Genomic DNA, 18,519 nt, shown 5'->3' with positions numbered 1-18,519 from the left:
CCTATGGCGGGCCTTTCCAGACCTCTTCATCTACCTCGTTCTTTTGTAACTCCGTACAGAGTGTCCTACAACCCCAAGAGGCAAGCCTCTTGGTTTGGGCTAATCCCGTTTCGCTCGCCGCTACTCAGGGAATCGCATTTGCTTTCTCTTCCTCCGGGTACTTAGATGTTTCAGTTCCCCGGGTCTGCCTTCTCATATCCTATGAATTCAGATATGGATACCACTCCATTACGAGTGGTGGGTTTCCCCATTCGGAAATCTCCGGATCAAAGCTTGCTTACAGCTCCCCGAAGCATATCGGTGTTCGTCCCGTCCTTCATCGGCTCCTAGTGCCAAGGCATCCACCGTGCGCCCTTTCTAACTTAACCGTTAAAAAGAATCACTATGTGATATCTTGTATTACTAATTGAATGTGATGTCTACTGTTATCTAGTTTTCAAAGAACACGTTTCGAAGGAATGATCCTTCAAAACTAAACAAGACAGGGAACGTTCTGTTTATAAGACCTAAGGTCTTATATTCCGTATAATATCCTTAGAAAGGAGGTGATCCAGCCGCACCTTCCGATACGGCTACCTTGTTACGACTTCACCCCAATCATCTGTCCCACCTTCGGCGGCTGGCTCCTAAAAGGTTACCTCACCGACTTCGGGTGTTACAAACTCTCGTGGTGTGACGGGCGGTGTGTACAAGGCCCGGGAACGTATTCACCGCGGCATGCTGATCCGCGATTACTAGCGATTCCAGCTTCACGCAGTCGAGTTGCAGACTGCGATCCGAACTGAGAACAGATTTGTGGGATTGGCTTAACCTCGCGGTTTCGCTGCCCTTTGTTCTGTCCATTGTAGCACGTGTGTAGCCCAGGTCATAAGGGGCATGATGATTTGACGTCATCCCCACCTTCCTCCGGTTTGTCACCGGCAGTCACCTTAGAGTGCCCAACTGAATGCTGGCAACTAAGATCAAGGGTTGCGCTCGTTGCGGGACTTAACCCAACATCTCACGACACGAGCTGACGACAACCATGCACCACCTGTCACTCTGCCCCCGAAGGGGACGTCCTATCTCTAGGATTGTCAGAGGATGTCAAGACCTGGTAAGGTTCTTCGCGTTGCTTCGAATTAAACCACATGCTCCACCGCTTGTGCGGGCCCCCGTCAATTCCTTTGAGTTTCAGTCTTGCGACCGTACTCCCCAGGCGGAGTGCTTAATGCGTTAGCTGCAGCACTAAGGGGCGGAAACCCCCTAACACTTAGCACTCATCGTTTACGGCGTGGACTACCAGGGTATCTAATCCTGTTCGCTCCCCACGCTTTCGCTCCTCAGCGTCAGTTACAGACCAGAGAGTCGCCTTCGCCACTGGTGTTCCTCCACATCTCTACGCATTTCACCGCTACACGTGGAATTCCACTCTCCTCTTCTGCACTCAAGTTCCCCAGTTTCCAATGACCCTCCCCGGTTGAGCCGGGGGCTTTCACATCAGACTTAAGAAACCGCCTGCGAGCCCTTTACGCCCAATAATTCCGGACAACGCTTGCCACCTACGTATTACCGCGGCTGCTGGCACGTAGTTAGCCGTGGCTTTCTGGTTAGGTACCGTCAAGGTACCGCCCTATTCGAACGGTACTTGTTCTTCCCTAACAACAGAGCTTTACGATCCGAAAACCTTCATCACTCACGCGGCGTTGCTCCGTCAGACTTTCGTCCATTGCGGAAGATTCCCTACTGCTGCCTCCCGTAGGAGTCTGGGCCGTGTCTCAGTCCCAGTGTGGCCGATCACCCTCTCAGGTCGGCTACGCATCGTCGCCTTGGTGAGCCGTTACCTCACCAACTAGCTAATGCGCCGCGGGTCCATCTGTAAGTGGTAGCCGAAGCCACCTTTTATGTTTGAACCATGCGGTTCAAACAACCATCCGGTATTAGCCCCGGTTTCCCGGAGTTATCCCAGTCTTACAGGCAGGTTACCCACGTGTTACTCACCCGTCCGCCGCTAACATCAGGGAGCAAGCTCCCATCTGTCCGCTCGACTTGCATGTATTAGGCACGCCGCCAGCGTTCGTCCTGAGCCAGGATCAAACTCTCCGATAAATGGATCACAGGTTAAGTTCACCGCATCCTGCGGCGACACCTGTGTGACCTGCGTCATACAGGCCCTAGTTTGACTGACTACGCACATCGCTGTGCGATTTATAAAAATGAATTAACAGGTACGTTTTGTCTTGTTTAGTTTTCAAAGATCATTACTGCCGCTTAACGAAGCAGCTTTATTACTATAACATTTAGCTTCTTTTAAGTCAACAACTTTTTTCAAAGTATTTAATGAAGCTTTTAGTTGATGTCAGCTGTTTATCAGCGACGAATAATAATATATCACGGATATTATCAAAAGGTCAACACCCAATTTAGGCTGTATGTGAAGAGACATTTTATCGGTTATATTCAATTGTCCATGCTCATAAGATGTAAAACAAGAATGATGGACAAGATAAGGAGGCATCATCAGTGAATCACTTCTATGTGTGGCACATTAAACGGGTAAAACAATTAATTATTATACTTATCGCCGCATTTGCAGCTGCCAGCTTTTTTTATATCCAAAGAGCTGTCCCGCTTCCCGTGTTTTCAACTGACACCGGACCTAAAGCCATTTATAAAGGAGAAACAGACTCTAAAGATATTTCACTTACTTTCGATATCAGCTGGGGTGATGAGAGAGCAGAACCGATACTTAATACTCTGAAAGCAAACGGGATTAAAAACGCAACGTTTTTCCTGTCCGCTTCTTGGGCAGAACGCCATCCCGACACAGTGGCCCGTATCGTAAAGGACGGCCATCAAATCGGGAGCATGGGCTACGCTTATAAAAACTATGCCAATTTAGAGAGCAGCGAAATAAAAAAGGACATGAACCGTGCGCAAACAGCCTTTGAAAAGTTAGGGGTCAAAGACATACAGCTATTAAGACCCCCTACCGGCCAATTCAATAAGAATGTTCTAAAGGTCGCAAAGCAATACAATTATACAGTCGTTCATTACAGTGTGAACTCTCAAGACTGGACAAATCCCGGAGTTGAAAAAATCATCGACAATGTGACCAAGCAAGTTTCCGGTGGAGACATTATTCTTTTACATGCCTCCGATTCTGCAAAACAAACAGAAGAAGCATTGCCTGATATCATCCATCAGCTGAAAGAAAAAGGATTAAAAAATGTAACCGTGGGTGATCTCATCGCAAATTCTGATGCCAAATCCGCAGAGGTAAAGTAATTACTTTGCTGCAAACTTCGGCAGCATCAGCAATTGGAAGGCATTACATGCCATTAACGGAAAAAGCATTAAATAAAGCCAGTCCTCATCATTTACTCTTAATGCAGGGAACCATTCTAATGCGGTAATCACAACCATCAAAAATAACGATGACACAAATGTTTTCTTAGAGGACTGCTTTTGCTTTATATAAGCTGTAATCACTCCAAAGATCAATAAAAACACCGGTAACCACGCATAGCCAGCCAGCGATTCTCCGCTCTCTCCAAAAAATAAAAAACGCACGTACATTAAATCAAAAGCAACAAACAGGATGAAAAACAACTGCAGCAAATTCCACAAAGAGGAGGACCTTAATATCTCAAGCGCAAACCGATGAACTGTTAAAAACACGAAAAAACCCATTTGGCTGATCACACTGAAAATCATGCCTACACCGATAAACCAAAATAAAACAGAGAAAATCTGTCCCGCTTCAAATGTTAGAAACAGCCCTCTATATTCTCCCCACTTTAAAGCAAAACCCACAATACTCGTGATAAGCGCCCCGACAGCTAAAATAGAAAAGAAAAAACGAACTAAACCACGGCTTTTCATTTCTTTATTCATCCCCTCAAAAATCGCGAACAGCGATATTTTGTTATGTATAATTCCAAACAGATGAATCATATTAAAGGTAAGACAAGTATGTGAAAGGAGCTTAAGCATGTCAAAAGCCAAAACGCTATTGATGAGCTGTTTTTTGTTATTATCTGTAACAGCTTGCGCTCCAAAAGACCAAGCAGCGGATATGGACTATGATCAGACCAAAAAAATGGTTGTTGATATATTAAAAACTGATGATGGAAAGAAAGCTATTAAGGAATTATTAAATGATGATGCCATGAATGAAGCGCTGGTGATTGACCAAGATGCAATTAAAGGAACAATAGAAAAAACACTCACATCTAAAAAAGGTGAAGAATTTTGGAAAAACATCTTTGAAGACACTGATTTTGCTGAGGGCTTTGCCAAAACTCTTCAGACAGAGCATGAAAAAGTGATTAAAAAGCTGATGAAGGATCCAGATTACCAGAAGATGCTGATGAGCGTTATGCAGGATCCCGGCATGGATAAAAAGTACAGCCAGCTGGCAAAAAGCCAAGAATTCCGCAGTTATTTAGAAGAGGTTATTAACGAAACACTTTCTAGTCCGCTTTACAAAAAGCAGTTCGAAGATGAGCTGAAAAAAGCAGCAAAAGACACAGCAAAAGAAAGTGAATAAAGGGAAAGCCGGGATCTGGAATCCCGGTTCACCTTTTATACCTGCACTGACATTTTTGCATCTATTTTTTTTGCGATGTCCTGATATATTTCTCCGATTGGATGATTTTCGTCATAAACAGACGGAGCAAATTGGTCCTTATCCCAATCGGGCTGTTTCAATGGGATTCTGCCGAGCAAAGGCACGTTTAGTTCCTCAGCCAGTTTATCTCCTCCGCCTTTTCCAAACACATATTCTCTTTCCCCTGTCTTTGCACTTTCATAATAAGCCATGTTCTCTATGACACCCACGACCTCATGATCGGTTTTAATCGCCATAGAGCCCGCTCTGGCCGCGACAAAAGCAGCTGTCGGATGTGGCGTAGATACGATAATTTCTTTGCAGCTCGGAAGCATTGTATGTACATCGAGAGCAACGTCCCCTGTACCAGGCGGAAGATCAAGAACGATATAGTCTACTTCTCCCCACTCTACTTCATGGAAAAAATTATTCAGCATTTTGCCGAGCATCGGCCCTCTCCATACGACCGGGGCATTTTCTTCTACGAAAAAGCCCATTGACATGACCTTTACTCCAAAGCGTTCAACAGGAAGAAGTTTCTCTCCTTCAATTGTTGGACGCACAGTGATACCCATCATGTCCGGCACACTGAACCCATAAATATCCGCATCAATTAAACCAACCTTTTTCCCTAGACGAGCCAGAGAAATAGCTAGGTTTACTGACACAGTTGACTTGCCTACGCCGCCTTTTCCACTTGCTACAGCAAGAAAGACTGGCGGGTTATCCATATTTAATAATGTTTTTTTCTCAGCTGACGGCGCCCGGAATTTAGCAACCGTTTCTTCAGGCAGCTCTTCAAATCGAAGGCCGACTGTCTCAGCTCCTGCCCCTTTTAATACGTTTACGATCTCTTGCTGAATCTGCATTTGTTCTGCAGTTCCTGTTTTTGCAAGAGCGACTTTTACACTGATATGCCGTTTTTCAGGCTTTATTTTAATTTCCTTAACGGCATCCAATTCTCCCAGAGGTCTTTGAAGAAAAGGTTCGCGCATTTCTCCGACTAGTTTTCTTACTTCATCTTCTCTTATCATCGAACCTCACCCTTTTGTGTATTCGTTTACAATTATTATTATATCATACATAAATGGCGGGTGTCTTATGCTTAGAACCACAAGAAAACCCTCCATTACTCCGGAGGGTCTCCTTTTTCTGTGAAATATCGCAAAATGCCTTTATATATGGAAGATGCCACCTTGTCTTGATATTTCGGTTTACCGAGCAGCGTTGCTTCGTTTGGATTGGATAAAAATCCGACTTCTATAAGCGCCCCCGGTTTGGTGACGTTTTGCATTAAGTAGATACCATGAATCCGCTTTGCTTTCCGGGTTGTGTTTTCCAGATTTCTTCTCAGCTCATCCTGGATGTATTTTGCGACTTTCTCATTTTCCGCATATTTCCCGTAATAAAAGCTTTGGGCTCCGCTCCATTTTTGTGACGGAATCGCATTAAGATGAATGCTGATATAGAGCTCCGCCTCTGAATGGTTTATTAATTTGACTCGTTGTCTTAGATCCTCAGCTTTTCGTCGACTATAGCCTTTTGTTCCTTCTGGAGCGAGATCAGTATCACTTTCTCTGGTCATGATAACAAGCGCTCCTTGTTCTTGAAGATAATCCCTGACTCTAAAGGCCACTTCCAGGGTAACATCCTTCTCTAACAGCTTTCCGCCGACTGCTCCGCCGTCAGGCCCGCCATGACCTGGATCTAGATAAATGATTTTACCGCTCAAGGGCAGGCTCCACGGCTTCCAAGAGTCGTTATTGCTGAACTGATATTTGAACAGAAATAGTAATACGATGAAGCCTAGCAAAAAACTGAGCCATTTAAGCTTTTTCCTCATCCCTTCCCCTCCCGCTTGTCCGTTATTACATAACTATGGGACAGGGCCGGGAAATATGATTACCGCATGCGAAGCTTACACTGTTTTTCTCTTTGAACAAACCCCGCTGTCCACCAATCTTTAATGAACTTGCGTGCCGCTTCATAAACCGTGTTTTTATCAAATGTTGCGTATTGCTCGTGTATCCAATTATAGAGATAATCAAAAAACTCCATACGAAGCTCTTCTTCTTCTCTTGCAGAGCGTGCACTGATACTCTGCATGGATTCTCCGTAATAGCCGAATATCCCAAAACGCCCGCCTAACAAATAGGCTTCTATAGCAAAATCAATACAGCCTTCGGTAATAATATCTCGCTCATCATGTAAAAATGGAAACAATGGTTCCAAACAATCCTTAACAGACTGGATAATTTGTCTCAGAGAGAGTTCTTTGAGCAAGTTCTTTTCTAATTCAAAATCCTTTTGGCGTTTCACATCCATAAAAGACAGTACTTCTGCCATATAAATTCACTCTCCTTTTACCGATTATTTTGAGGTTTGGATGATGAAACAATGCCCGAATTCGGTTGGAAATTCGCCCAAATGAAGGTGTAAAATCGATAAAAAATCAGCTTTCCGCAGGGTGCGGAACAAACGTTCTGTAATTGGTTATGAAAAAAGCAGCCCCTCTAACAGGTCGCTGCTTTTCATACTTTCACGCTTCTTGTTGCAGAATATGTATGGATATATTGGTCTAATACAAACCCGCCTTTATCTTCATAAAAACCAGTAACGATAAAACCAGCATCAATCTGGCCTTTGATTTGGTCTTCTAAGGAATGGCCGAATTCCAGAGCCTCATTATTTTCGATCAGTTTTTTCACTTTATGTTTCGGAAGATCTTCTGGGTCAGCGTATGGAATGGAGTGTTTTACTTTTAAAACACCTTGCTGTTCTAATTCTGTATCAAACAGAAATACAACAGGATTGACAAAACCCGAGATTAGAATGCCGTTCCTTTTCAACACACGGTGCGCTTCCTTCCATACCGGGAGGACATTCTCAACAAAAACATTGGCAACAGGATGTACAATGACATCAAATGATTCATCATTAAATACACTTAAATCGTCCATGCTTCCTTTGACAGTGTGTATCGTGAGACCATCTCGCTCAGCAATCATTTTATCCTGATTCAGCTGTTTTTCTGAGTTATCTAATACGGTGACATCCGCGCCTGCGGCTGCCAAAACTGGACCCTGCTGGCCGCCGCCTGATGCTAAACAGAGTACTTTCAGACCTTTGATAGGCGGAAACCAATCCTTCGGTACATCTTTCATTGGTGTTACCCTTATATCCCAATTGCCTTTTTTTGCTTGTTCGATAACCTGCTGTTCAACAGCAACAGTCCATTCATTGCCTGTTTCTACTTTTTTATCCCAGGCTTTGCTATTATGAGCTACTAACGCATTCATGAATCTTCTCCTTACTTTAATGTATAGAGTATAACAAATATTTCTAGATTGATATCGCTTTCCCTTTGCATATTTAGAAAAAAGTTCATAAAAACGCAAAAAAATCACAAAGGAGATATGTGATTTATATCATCAGATTTACTTTTACTTCGTTACATAAAGCCATTAGCAATGAGAGCTATTGTTTCTCCGGGTTAAGAATCAGCAGTGAACTTTAACGGATGAGATACAGTGGGTAGATGAAGCTGGGCTGATCACATAACGATAATAAACATTGACCGAAGTTCCAATTGAATAAGAATGAAAGCTATCATGATTATTACAAAGAGACCGTTTATAAACAAACAATTTGCTTAACCCCGCCAAGCGTCCATTCAGTTGTTATTTTTATGCGAGGCTGCCACGTTTTATTGAAAGAAAAAAGCTCCCAACCCAAGGTCGAGAGCTTTTTGAAAACGTAAAATTAACGTTTTGAGAACTGAGGTGCACGACGAGCGCCTTTAAGACCGTATTTTTTACGTTCTTTCATACGAGCGTCACGAGTCAGAAGACCTGCACGTTTAAGAGTTGTACGGTATTCTGGATCTGCTTCAAGCAAAGCACGAGCGATACCGTGACGGATTGCTCCAGCTTGACCAGATAAGCCGCCTCCATGTACGTTTACTAAAACATCATAAGTGCCAGCTGTTTCAGTCAAAGTTAATGGTTGTTTGATATCTTCGATTAAAGCTGCAGATGGGATATGTTCGCTGATTTCACGATTATTAACGACGATACGGCCTTCTCCTGGAACTAAACGCACACGCGCTACAGAGCTTTTACGACGGCCAGTACCGTAATATTGAACCTGTGCCAAATTGGTAACCTCCTTTTTAATTAACCGCGAAGTTCGTAAACTTCAGGTTTTTGTGCTTCGTGTGGATGCTCAGAACCACGGTATACGTTCAATTTTTTGAACATTTGACGACCTAGAGAACCTTTTGGAAGCATGCCTTTGATAGCAAGCTCAAGCATTTTCTCAGGGTAGTTTGTACGCATTTCAAGAGCAGTTCTTGATTTTAATCCGCCTGGATGTTGAGTGTGACGGTAGTAGATTTTGTCAGTTAACTTTTTACCAGTTAACTCGATTTTTTCAGCGTTGATGATGATCACATGATCTCCAGTATCAACGTGTGGTGTGTAAGTTGGTTTGTGTTTTCCGCGAAGGATAGCTGCAACTTCTGAAGAAAGACGACCTAAAGTCTTGCCAGCAGCATCAACAACTAACCACTTGCGTTCAATAGTACTTGCGTTAGCCATAGGTGTTGTACGCATTGAATTTCCCTCCTAAATGATCTGTCATTTTCAATAAACTTCGATTACGTTCTATTTCACAACACAATAAGTTCCGGGGCTTATCGTGGGGTTGAAATACATACCATATGATATCTTATAACTTTATGCAGACTCTGTCAAGAAAATATTATACACCTGGTTTAGTTGTCATAGTAAACGTTCCATAAATATAGCCCGTGCCCCGGCGCTGTGCGCCCTGCCGCTTCGCGATCCTTCGCTTCCAGCATGGATTTCACCTCATCGGGAGAAATTTTTCCAATACCTGCATCAAGCAAAGTACCCGCAATAATTCTGACCATATTATATAAGAAACCGCTGCCTGTGATCCGCATTTGCAGGCCGTCAGCCGTCTCAGTCCAATCAAGTTCGTATATCGTTCTTACCTTGTCCTGCACTTCTGTTTTAGCCGCGCAAAAGCTCGTAAAATCATGTGTCCCTATAAGATGCTTTGCCGCTTCTCTCATGTCCTGCACATTAAGGCGATATGAAAAATGGTAAGCGTAATGCCGTTTAAATACGTCCGGGTGTTTCTCCGTGTATACAAAGTAGCGATATTCTTTTTTGACTGCGCTAAATCGTGCATGGAACCCATCATCCGCAATTTCTGCCTGTTTGACTGCGATATCGTCCGGAAGCAGTGCATTTAAGGCATATGGCCATCTCTCAGCCGGGATAGACAGCGGAGTGTCAAAATGAATCACCTGTCCGGCTGCGTGAACCCCGCTGTCTGTTCTTCCAGACGAAACGACCGGAATTCTGTCTTTTGACTTATGCAGGACAGCCAAAGCCTTCTCCAGTTCATCCTGAACCGTTCTTTTGCCCGGCTGAACCTGATAACCGTTAAACAAATGTCCGTCATAAGAAATCGTGCATTTCAGTCTCATACAGCACCTCTAAGCCCTTAAGAAAAATAACAAAGCAGCTAATACAATTAAGCTGACAATGACAGAAGTGTCTTTTCCTGTCCATACAAGCTTTCTATATTTCGTACGTCCTTCTCCGCCTTGATAGCCTCTTGCTTCCATTGCCACCGCAAGCTCTTCGGCACGTTTAAATGCGCTGACGAAGAGCGGGACAAGAAGCGGGACAATAGCCTTCACTCTTTCTTTGACAGGCCCGCTTGTAAAATCAACGCCTCGCGCCATCTGAGCCTTCATGATCTTATCTGTCTCCTCCATCAGTGTCGGAATAAACCGTAAAGAAATTGACATCATAAGAGCCAGCTCATGAACAGGAAGCTTTAATTTTTTCAATGGGTTCAGCAGCTGCTCCATTCCATCGGTAATCTCAATCGGTGTAGTCGTAAGCGTTAATAAGGTTGTGATTAAAATCAAATAGACGAATCTAAGAGAAATGAATATCCCCTGAACCAGACCGCCCTCATAGACTTTGAAAAAACCTATTTGAAAGATAATCGGTCCTTCATGTGTCATAAGGATGTGAAGAAGGAACGTAAAAAGGACAATCCAGATTATTGGCTTCAGCCCTTTCATTAAAAAAGAGAAAGGAACTCTTGTTAAAGAAACGACGCCAATTGTAAATAAACCAAGCAACGCATATGTCTGAACATTATTGGCTAAGAATACGATGCAGACAAATAAAAAGATCGTGATCAGTTTTGTTCTGGGGTCAAGCCGGTGCACAAGTGAAGTCCCCGGTACATACTTGCCGATAATCATGCTGTCCATCATAAAGTCTTCTCCCCCTGAAAAAGAGCACGGATTTCAGCAGCGGCATCTTCGATTGTGAGCATAGGCTCATTAAATCTCACACCCAGTACAGCTTCAAGGTGTCTTTGGAATTTTATTGTTTCAGGAAGATCCAGCCCCCAGCCGGCCATCTCTTCACCCTTTAAAAACAGATCACGAGGACTGCCTGATGCTTGTATCGTTCCTTTATGCATAACAATCATTTCATCAGCGTATGCAGCTGCATCCTCCATGCTGTGTGTCACAAGGATCGTCGTCAGGTTCCCACGTTGATGAAGCTCATAAAACATGTCCATAATCTCTTTTCGCCCTCTTGGGTCCAATCCTGCAGTCGGTTCATCCAGAACAAGCACTTCAGGGTCCATTGCAAGTACGCCGGCAATTGCAACTCTGCGCATTTGTCCCCCGCTTAATTCAAAGGGTGACCTGTCCAAAAGCTCTTCTGATAAACCTACAAGCTGCAGCATCTCTCTCGCTTTTTGTTCAGCATCTTCTTTTTTAACACCAAAGTTCATCGGTCCGAATGAAATATCTTTAAGAACTGTTTCTTCGAATAATTGATGCTCAGGAAATTGGAAAACGATTCCGACTTTTTTACGAAGTTTTTTCAGTTCTTTATTCTTTTTCCCTGCCTGAATGACAGTGCTGCCTAGTGATATCTGTCCCTTCGTCGGCTTCAGGAGACCATTTAGGTGCTGAAGAAGAGTGGACTTACCAGAGCCTGTATGCCCGATAACGGCTACGTAGCTTCCTTCTTTAATCGATGCATTGATATCATACAGTGCTAGGCGCTCAAACGGCGTCTTCATCTGATAACGATGCTCTACATCTTTGATTGTAATGTCCACAGCTCTTTCACCAGCCCTTCCTGAGTCAAATGGTTTTCTTCCAAAGCCAGTCCATTTTCTCTTAAAAGCTGGCTAAGCTGGAATGAGAAGGGTAAATCAAGCCCAATTCGAACAAGTTCTTTATTCAATTTAAAAATCTCTTCAGGCGGCCCTTCAGCATATTTTTTACCGCCATTCATGACAATGATCCTGTCTGCTTTTGCTGCCTCATTCAGGTCATGTGTAATGGATATGACAGTCGCCATGCCCTGCTCTTTTAAATGTCTTACCGTTTCAAGCACTTCTTCTCGCCCGATCGGATCAAGCATGGATGTTGCTTCATCTAAGATAATAATATCAGGACGTGCGGCAATAACCCCCGCAATCGCAACTCTCTGCTTTTGGCCTCCGGAGAGATGGTGCGGCTCTTGATCGAGAAAATCTTGCATATTCACCTGTTTTACTGCCCAGTCTACTCTCTCAATCATTTCTTCCCGCGGTACACCATTGTTTTCTAAACCAAAAGCCACATCATCGCGAACAGTCGTTCCGACAAATTGGTTATCCGGATTTTGAAAGACCATACCTATCTTCTTACGAACTTCCCAAACAGATTCCTCTGTCAATTGAATCCCGGCAACCTCAATGTCGCCTGATTCAGGAAGAATTAAACCATTCAATGCCCGGGCCAGTGTTGATTTCCCTGAACCGTTATGACCTACGATTGCAAGCCATTCACCCTCATACACCTGCAGGGAGACGCCGTCTAGTGCTCGTCTTTCTGCGTCCTTCTGATATCGAAATACGATATCCTCTACCGATATCAACTGATTTTGATTCATGGAAAACCGGCCTCCTCTCAGCTAATGCTCTGCTTTTCTCTCTATTAAAAGTTGCAGTATCTAAAAAAAGGGCATAGATCCAGTTAGAAACTGTCCCGCCCTTCTTTAGATACACAAAAATATGTGATTAAACCAATTCGATAATTGCCATTGGTGCTCCGTCACCACGGCGAGGACCAAGCTTCATAATACGTGTGTATCCGCCTTGGCGCTCCTCGTAACGAGTTGCAATGTCAGAGAATAATTTTTGAAGTGCATCTTGGTTATTTTCTTCGTTTGCAACCTCGTTGCGGATGTATGCAGCAGCTTGACGGCGAGCGTGAAGATCACCGCGTTTGCCAAGCGTGATCATTTTTTCAACTACAGAGCGAAGTTCTTTCGCACGTGTTTCAGTTGTTTCGATTCTTTCGTTGATGATCAAATCAGTTGTAAGATCACGAAGCATAGCTTTACGCTGTGCACTCGTACGTCCTAGTTTTCTGTATGACATGTGATGTCCCCTCCTTTATTGGAATGCTGTTTCTGAATAATAAACACACGAAAATCCTAGTTCACAAGGGAAACTAGTCAATCGTCTTTGCGAAGTCCGAGTCCAAGTTCTTCTAGTTTCGCTTTCACTTCTTCAAGTGATTTGCGTCCTAGATTTCGAACTTTCATCATATCTTCTTCCGTCTTGTTCGCAAGCTCTTGAACCGTGTTAATACCCGCACGCTTTAAGCAGTTGTAAGAACGAACAGAAAGATCCAATTCTTCAATTGTCATTTCAAGAACTTTCTCTTTTTGATCTTCTTCTTTTTCAACCATGATTTCAGCATGTTGAGCTTCGTCAGTTAAACCAACGAATATATTAAGGTGTTCAGTTAAAATCTTTGAACCAAGCGCAATTGCTTCTTTCGGTCCAGTGCTTCCATCAGTCCAAACATCAAGTGTAAGTTTATCATAGTTTGCAACTTGGCCTACACGAGTGTTCTCTACCTGATAAGATACACGAGAAACTGGCGTATAGATAGAATCGATCGGAATCACGCCGATTGGCTGATCATCTCTCTTGTTTGCGTCAGCAGGCGTATACCCACGTCCTCTTTGAGCAGTAAGGCGAACTCGGAAACTCGCATTCTCACCAAGAGTCGCGATATGAAGATCAGGATTTAAGATCTCTACATCACTATCGTGTGTAATATCAGCTGCCGTTACAGTTCCTTCACCCTGTACATCAATTTCTAGCGTCTTCTCTTCATCAGAGTAGATTTTCAATGCAAGCTTTTTAATGTGTAAGATAATCGTTGTAACATCTTCCACAACGCCTTCAATTGTCGAGAATTCGTGCAGTACACCATCTATCTGGATTGATGTTACAGCGGCACCAGGGAGTGAGGATAAGAGGATACGACGTAAGGAGTTACCCAGAGTTGTACCATATCCACGCTCAAGTGGCTCTACGACAAACTTACCAAATTTGGCATCGTCGCTGATTTCAACCGTTTCGATTTTTGGTTTTTCAATCTCGATCATTACTTAAAACCCTCCTTCAAAACGTCGAAACCTCGAATAGAATCATATGAGATTCCATCCGAAATTCCCCATTGTTTAGTCCCGTATGTGCTCAGGCAACGAGTCGGTGCATTCGTTTCATAAATAACTGTATCATAACCCATTATTGACAGGGACACAAAATCTATACAAACAAATTACACGCGGCGACGTTTTGGTGGACGGCATCCGTTATGAGGAACAGGAGTTACGTCTCTGATAGCAGTGACTTCTAGTCCAGCAGCTTGAAGTGCACGGATTGCAGCTTCACGGCCTGAACCAGGTCCTTTAACAGTAACCTCTAGAGTTTTAAGACCATGTTCGATTGAACCTTTAGCAGCTGTTTCTGCAGCCATTTGCGCAGCAAAAGGAGTAGATTTACGAGAACCTCTGAATCCTAAAGCTCCGGCACTAGACCAAGAAATAGCATTACCATGAGTGTCAGTGATCGTAACGATCGTGTTATTGAAAGTTGAACGAATATGAGCAATTCCAGACTCAATATTCTTTTTCACGCGACGTTTACGCGTGTTAGATTTACGAGCAGCAGCCATTGTTTAAGAACCTCCCTTACTTATTTTTTCTTGTTAGCTACAGTACGACGCGGACCTTTACGAGTACGCGCGTTGTTTTTAGAGTTTTGTCCGCGAACAGGTAATCCTCTGCGATGACGGATTCCGCGGTAGCTTCCGATTTCGATCAGACGTTTGATATTAAGAGAAACTTCACGGCGAAGGTCACCTTCTACTTTCAGTTTGTCAATAATATCACGGATTTTACCAAGTTCTTCTTCAGTAAGATCGCGCACACGAGTATCTTCTGAAACTCCAGCTTCTTTTAAAACTTGCTGAGCCGTTGTGCGGCCAATTCCGAAGATGTATGTTAAAGAAATAACAACACGTTTGTCACGTGGGATATCTACACCAGCAATACGAGCCATTCTCTGGGCACCTCCTTATAAATTATCCTTGTTTTTGTTTATGCTTTGGATTTTCACAGATCACCATTACTTTTCCTTTTCTGCGAATAACTTTACATTTTTCGCAGATTGGTTTAACTGATGGTCTCACTTTCATGTGTTTCCAACCTCCTTCAGTTTCCGGAGTGCTTTATTTGTAACGGTACGTAATCCTGCCACGAGTTAAGTCATATGGAGATAATTCTACCGTAACTTTGTCTCCAGGTAAAATGCGAATGAAGTGCATGCGGATTTTACCAGATACATGAGCCAAAACAGTGTGGCCATTTTCAAGTTCAACTTTGAACATCGCGTTTGGCAGTGTTTCGACTATAGTACCTTCCACTTCAATTACATCGTCTTTCGCCATTCAAGTGTTCTCCCTTCTTCAAATCAGTAACTTGCTTTCTGACAAATTTCAAAAGAAGTTTGTCACACGCCCTGTTTCGTTTATACTGTTCTGAACTTCCGGAGATACGCAATCATAAAGGGTTAAATGATTGATATTCTTTTTCTTAGGAGAATGAAATGTACGCTTTTCTCCGTCTGCTGTTAGTACATTGATGATGGTTAAAATTCCAACGACAAGCAGCAAGATGAATTCGGTCTTGCCAATGTTCACCCAAGCTTTCTGCCCTATCAAGCTTGAAAAACATCTGTCTTCGGAATTATTTTCATCATCTAGACTCTCGTCAGTATATCAAAACCCGTTTCCGTAATCGCAATCGTATGTTCAAAATGAGCACACTTTTTCCCATCTACCGTTACAACCGTCCAGTTATCAGCCAATGTTTTCACGTAGCGGCTGCCAGCGTTCACCATAGGTTCAATAGCGAGAACCATGCCAGGTTTAAGCCGTGGTCCTTTGTTGGGCGGACCGTAATGAGGAATTTGCGGGTCCTCATGCAAGTCTTGACCAACACCATGTCCGACATACTCCCTAACAACTGAAAACTGCTCATTTTCGACATACGTTTGTATTGCGTGGGAAATATTCGACAAACGTTCACCTGGTTTTGCTTCCTGCAAGCCTTTATATAAAGACTCCTCTGTCACTTCCAGAAGTTTTTTGTCATCATCGCTGATGTTTCCTACCGGATATGTCCATGCAGAGTCACCATGATAACCATTTAATTTAGCACCGATATCAATACTGATGATGTCACCGTCCTTCAGCACCCTGCTGCCAGGTATGCCGTGAACGAGTTCTTCATTAACTGATACGCAAATGCTCCCGCGAAACCCATTATACCCCTTAAAAGATGGGATTGCACCCTGCTTCTTAATAAAACGTTCGGCAATTTGATCCAATTCTTTTGTCGAGATTCCTGGTTTAATGTGCTTTTTTAACTCTTCATGAGTTAAAGCCACGATTCGCCCTGCTTCCCGCATGATACCAAGTTCACGTGGGGTTTTACAGATAATCATTTTTTTAATCCTCCAAGAAGATCCTTCACATCTGCATAAACGTCTTGAATGTCCTGCTGGCCATTCACGTTTGCAAGATAACCTTTCTCTGAATAGAAATCGAGTAAAGGCTGAGTTTGCTTCATGTTTACCTCAAGCCGTTTAGAGACTGTTTCCTCATTATCATCTGCCCGTTGATAGAGTTCGCCTCCGTCTTTATCACAAATACCCGGCGTTTTCGGCGGATTAAAGACTAAATGATAGGTTGTGCCGCAAACACTGCAAATTCTGCGTCCAGTCAGACGTTCCATCAGAACATCTTTGTCGACTTCAATGTTAATGACATAATCAATCGGCTTGCCGTATTCCTCAAGAATTTCTTCAAGAGCTTCGGCTTGAGCGACTGTTCGCGGAAATCCGTCCAGAAGAAAACCTCTTTCACAATCATCTTTGCCAAGTCTCTCTTTTACAATTCCGATTGTGACTTCGTCAGGTACGAGCTCTCCCTTATCAATATAAGATTTTGCTTCGAGTCCGAGTGGTGTTTCTTCTTTCATAGCAGCACGGAACATATCTCCTGTTGAGATATGAGGAATCCCATAATCCTCAACAATTCGTTCGCCCTGTGTGCCTTTACCGGCACCAGGAAGCCCCATTAAGACTAAGTTCATTCGGATTTCCCCCGTCCTCTCTTTATTAAGAGGGAATGGATAAATCCATTTCCTCTAGTTTTTCATAAATCCACGGTAGTTTCGTTTCACCAACTGGCTTTCTAGTTGTTTCATTGTCTCCAAGGCTACCCCGACAACAATTAACAAAGATGTTCCGCCAATTTGTGCACTTTGAGGCAATCCAGCGAATTGAATGAAAAAGATAGGAAGAATGGAAATCACGGCTAAGAATATAGAACCCACAAACGTAAGTCGATACAAAATGCTCGTAATTCTATCTTGAGTCATTTTCCCTGGACGAACCCCCGGGATATAGCCACCCTGTTTTTTAAGGTTATCAGCCATTTGTTCAGGGTTTACCTGTACAAAAGCATAAAAGTACGTAAAGGCAATAATCAACGCAACATATATCGCCATACCCACCGGATGCGTATTATCAAAGTTGTTTTGAATCCACTTTGTCACATCGTTTGTTCCAAAGAATGACGCGATCGTCCGCGGCGTTATCAAAAACGCAACCGCAAAGATTACCGGAATAACCCCTGCAGGATTCACTTTCAATGGAAGGTGTGTAGACTGACCTCCGCCAGCAGGTGAACGACCTGTGCCTTTAGCATATTGAATCGCAATTTTCCGTACGGCTTGCTGAATGAAAATAACTCCAACAATAACTGCTAAAATCGCAATCACAAGAAGTGCGACTTTCACAATATGAATAAACAACTGATCGTTGCTGCCGACAAATTGAGTCTCATATATTTGCCCAATTGTTTTTGGAATACTAGACACAATCCCCGCGAAGATAATGATCGATATTCCGTTGCCTACTCCATGAGAAGTAATTTGTTCCCCAAGCCACATTAAAAAGGCAGTTCCGCCAGTGAGCACTAAAGCAATGATAAGATATGTCGATACACCGGATTTTTCGATCAGCATACCGTTTGCCAGATTGTTGAATCCATATGACATACCTAACGCTTGGATGAAACCAAGCACAATCGTAAAGTACCTTGTGAACTGAGCTAATTTACGGCGGCCAACTTCACCTTGCTTAGACCACTCGGTAAACTTCGGTACCACATCCATCTGAAGCAGCTGAATGATGATCGAAGCCGTGATATAAGGAGTAATTCCCATTGCGAAAATGGAAAATTGGTAAAGCGCACCGCCGCCAAATGTATTAAGGAGATCAAAAACACCCATTTGAGACTGTGCCTGTAACGCTTCAGCGTTAACGTAAGGCACAGGAATAAACGCACCTATGCGAAAGACGATAAGCATGAGTAAAGTGAATATGATTTTATTCCTGATATCACTCACACGCATAAAGTTGGAGATTGTTTTAAACAA

General features: G+C 43.2%; 22 protein-coding genes, 2 rRNA genes and 1 pseudogene (1 of these 25 cut by a window edge). 2 read left to right on the top strand and 23 right to left on the bottom strand.

All coding sequences use genetic code 11. The features are described 5' to 3' along the window. Positions 1-368 (bottom strand): 23S ribosomal RNA (locus tag NST79_RS00945) (it extends 2,560 nt beyond the left edge of the window). Between the two features lie 170 nt (positions 369-538). Then, positions 539-2,088, bottom strand: a 16S ribosomal RNA gene (locus tag NST79_RS00940). Together the 16S and 23S rRNA genes form the textbook arrangement of a ribosomal RNA operon. Positions 2,089-2,502: 414 nt before the next feature. Between NST79_RS00940 and pdaB the strand changes: the two genes are divergently transcribed. Further along, a complete protein-coding gene (gene pdaB, locus NST79_RS00935; RefSeq protein ID WP_003235130.1) occupies positions 2,503-3,267 on the top strand; it encodes a polysaccharide deacetylase family sporulation protein PdaB in 765 nt (254 codons plus the stop codon). Here the strand turns inward: pdaB and kbaA are convergent, their stop codons facing one another. Then, complete coding sequence (gene kbaA, locus NST79_RS00930) at positions 3,268-3,864, bottom strand: KinB-signaling pathway activation protein (RefSeq protein WP_004399693.1); 597 nt, start codon at positions 3,862-3,864, stop codon at positions 3,268-3,270. A gap of 109 nt (positions 3,865-3,973) precedes the next feature. Here kbaA and gerD point away from each other — a divergent pair, with 109 nt between their 5' ends. Beyond that, a complete protein-coding gene (gerD, locus tag NST79_RS00925) occupies positions 3,974-4,531 on the top strand; it encodes a spore germination lipoprotein GerD (RefSeq protein WP_003235126.1) in 558 nt (185 codons plus the stop codon). 35 nt (positions 4,532-4,566) lie between these two features. On the opposite strand, the gene salA is transcribed toward gerD, so the two are convergent. The 20 genes and pseudogenes from salA to secY form a co-directional block, all read right to left on the bottom strand. Beyond that, entirely contained in the window at positions 4,567-5,625 is a 1,059-nt protein-coding gene (gene salA, locus NST79_RS00920; RefSeq protein WP_003235124.1) for an iron-sulfur carrier protein/transcriptional regulator SalA, read from the bottom strand. 95 nt (positions 5,626-5,720) lie between these two features. Then, entirely contained in the window at positions 5,721-6,434 is a 714-nt protein-coding gene (gene cwlD / locus NST79_RS00915) for an N-acetylmuramoyl-L-alanine amidase CwlD (RefSeq protein WP_015252979.1), read from the bottom strand. Between the two features lie 59 nt (positions 6,435-6,493). Then, on the bottom strand, positions 6,494-6,937 hold the full coding sequence (locus NST79_RS00910) for a YbaK family protein (protein WP_003235118.1): 444 nt from the start codon (positions 6,935-6,937) through the stop codon (positions 6,494-6,496). 185 nt (positions 6,938-7,122) lie between these two features. Next, positions 7,123-7,890, bottom strand: coding sequence for a class I SAM-dependent methyltransferase (locus tag NST79_RS00905; protein WP_088325207.1), 768 nt, complete (start codon positions 7,888-7,890; stop codon positions 7,123-7,125). 463 nt (positions 7,891-8,353) lie between these two features. Then, on the bottom strand, positions 8,354-8,746 hold the full coding sequence (gene rpsI, locus NST79_RS00900) for a 30S ribosomal protein S9 (RefSeq protein ID WP_004399691.1): 393 nt from the start codon (positions 8,744-8,746) through the stop codon (positions 8,354-8,356). Positions 8,747-8,766: 20 nt separating this feature from the next. Beyond that, positions 8,767-9,204 (bottom strand): 50S ribosomal protein L13, encoded by a 438-nt coding sequence (rplM, locus tag NST79_RS00895; protein ID WP_003241966.1) that lies wholly within the window; start codon positions 9,202-9,204, stop codon positions 8,767-8,769. A 161-nt stretch (positions 9,205-9,365) separates the two neighbouring features. Further along, positions 9,366-10,109 (bottom strand): tRNA pseudouridine(38-40) synthase TruA, encoded by a 744-nt coding sequence (gene truA, locus NST79_RS00890; RefSeq protein ID WP_004399657.1) that lies wholly within the window; start codon positions 10,107-10,109, stop codon positions 9,366-9,368. A gap of 9 nt (positions 10,110-10,118) precedes the next feature. Next, the gene (locus NST79_RS00885) at positions 10,119-10,916 is read right to left on the bottom strand and encodes an energy-coupling factor transporter transmembrane protein EcfT (protein ID WP_004399656.1); all 798 of its coding nucleotides are present in this window, start codon (positions 10,914-10,916) and stop codon (positions 10,119-10,121) included. After that, positions 10,913-11,782, bottom strand: a complete 870-nt coding sequence (locus NST79_RS00880) for an energy-coupling factor ABC transporter ATP-binding protein (protein WP_046664349.1) — start codon at positions 11,780-11,782, stop codon at positions 10,913-10,915. The genes NST79_RS00885 and NST79_RS00880 overlap by 4 nt, the downstream gene beginning before the upstream one ends. Further along, positions 11,758-12,603: an energy-coupling factor ABC transporter ATP-binding protein gene (locus tag NST79_RS00875; protein ID WP_212059412.1), complete on the bottom strand. Its 846-nt coding sequence runs from the start codon at positions 12,601-12,603 to the stop codon at positions 11,758-11,760. The genes NST79_RS00880 and NST79_RS00875 overlap by 25 nt, the downstream gene beginning before the upstream one ends. A gap of 127 nt (positions 12,604-12,730) precedes the next feature. Then, positions 12,731-13,093, bottom strand: coding sequence for a 50S ribosomal protein L17 (rplQ, locus tag NST79_RS00870; protein WP_003225836.1), 363 nt, complete (start codon positions 13,091-13,093; stop codon positions 12,731-12,733). A 77-nt stretch (positions 13,094-13,170) separates the two neighbouring features. Further along, complete coding sequence (locus tag NST79_RS00865; protein ID WP_003225835.1) at positions 13,171-14,115, bottom strand: DNA-directed RNA polymerase subunit alpha; 945 nt, start codon at positions 14,113-14,115, stop codon at positions 13,171-13,173. A gap of 176 nt (positions 14,116-14,291) precedes the next feature. Continuing rightward, positions 14,292-14,687: a 30S ribosomal protein S11 gene (gene rpsK, locus NST79_RS00860; RefSeq protein WP_009966385.1), complete on the bottom strand. Its 396-nt coding sequence runs from the start codon at positions 14,685-14,687 to the stop codon at positions 14,292-14,294. A 20-nt stretch (positions 14,688-14,707) separates the two neighbouring features. Then, positions 14,708-15,073 (bottom strand): 30S ribosomal protein S13, encoded by a 366-nt coding sequence (rpsM, locus tag NST79_RS00855; RefSeq protein WP_003235095.1) that lies wholly within the window; start codon positions 15,071-15,073, stop codon positions 14,708-14,710. Between the two features lie 22 nt (positions 15,074-15,095). Continuing rightward, complete coding sequence (gene rpmJ / locus NST79_RS00850) at positions 15,096-15,209, bottom strand: 50S ribosomal protein L36 (protein ID WP_003156543.1); 114 nt, start codon at positions 15,207-15,209, stop codon at positions 15,096-15,098. A 33-nt stretch (positions 15,210-15,242) separates the two neighbouring features. Then, positions 15,243-15,461, bottom strand: a complete 219-nt coding sequence (gene infA / locus NST79_RS00845; protein WP_003156508.1) for a translation initiation factor IF-1 — start codon at positions 15,459-15,461, stop codon at positions 15,243-15,245. Further along, positions 15,439-15,707: pseudogene (locus tag NST79_RS00840) on the bottom strand (ribosome-binding protein ybzG). Before NST79_RS00840 ends, infA begins: the two are co-directional and overlap by 23 nt. 65 nt (positions 15,708-15,772) lie before the next feature. Further along, a complete protein-coding gene (map, locus tag NST79_RS00835) occupies positions 15,773-16,519 on the bottom strand; it encodes a type I methionyl aminopeptidase (RefSeq protein WP_003225828.1) in 747 nt (248 codons plus the stop codon). Further along, positions 16,516-17,169 (bottom strand): adenylate kinase, encoded by a 654-nt coding sequence (locus tag NST79_RS00830; RefSeq protein WP_004399686.1) that lies wholly within the window; start codon positions 17,167-17,169, stop codon positions 16,516-16,518. The genes map and NST79_RS00830 overlap by 4 nt, the downstream gene beginning before the upstream one ends. Positions 17,170-17,223: 54 nt before the next feature. Continuing rightward, positions 17,224-18,519, bottom strand: coding sequence for a preprotein translocase subunit SecY (secY, locus tag NST79_RS00825; protein WP_004399662.1), 1,296 nt, complete (start codon positions 18,517-18,519; stop codon positions 17,224-17,226).

The organism is Bacillus sp. PS196 (assembly GCF_037963555.1).
GTDB classification, from domain to species: Bacteria; Bacillota; Bacilli; order Bacillales; family Bacillaceae; genus Bacillus; species Bacillus subtilis.
The sequence above is the reverse complement of the archived record's forward strand: the minus strand, read 5'-3'. Positions and strand labels throughout refer to the sequence as shown.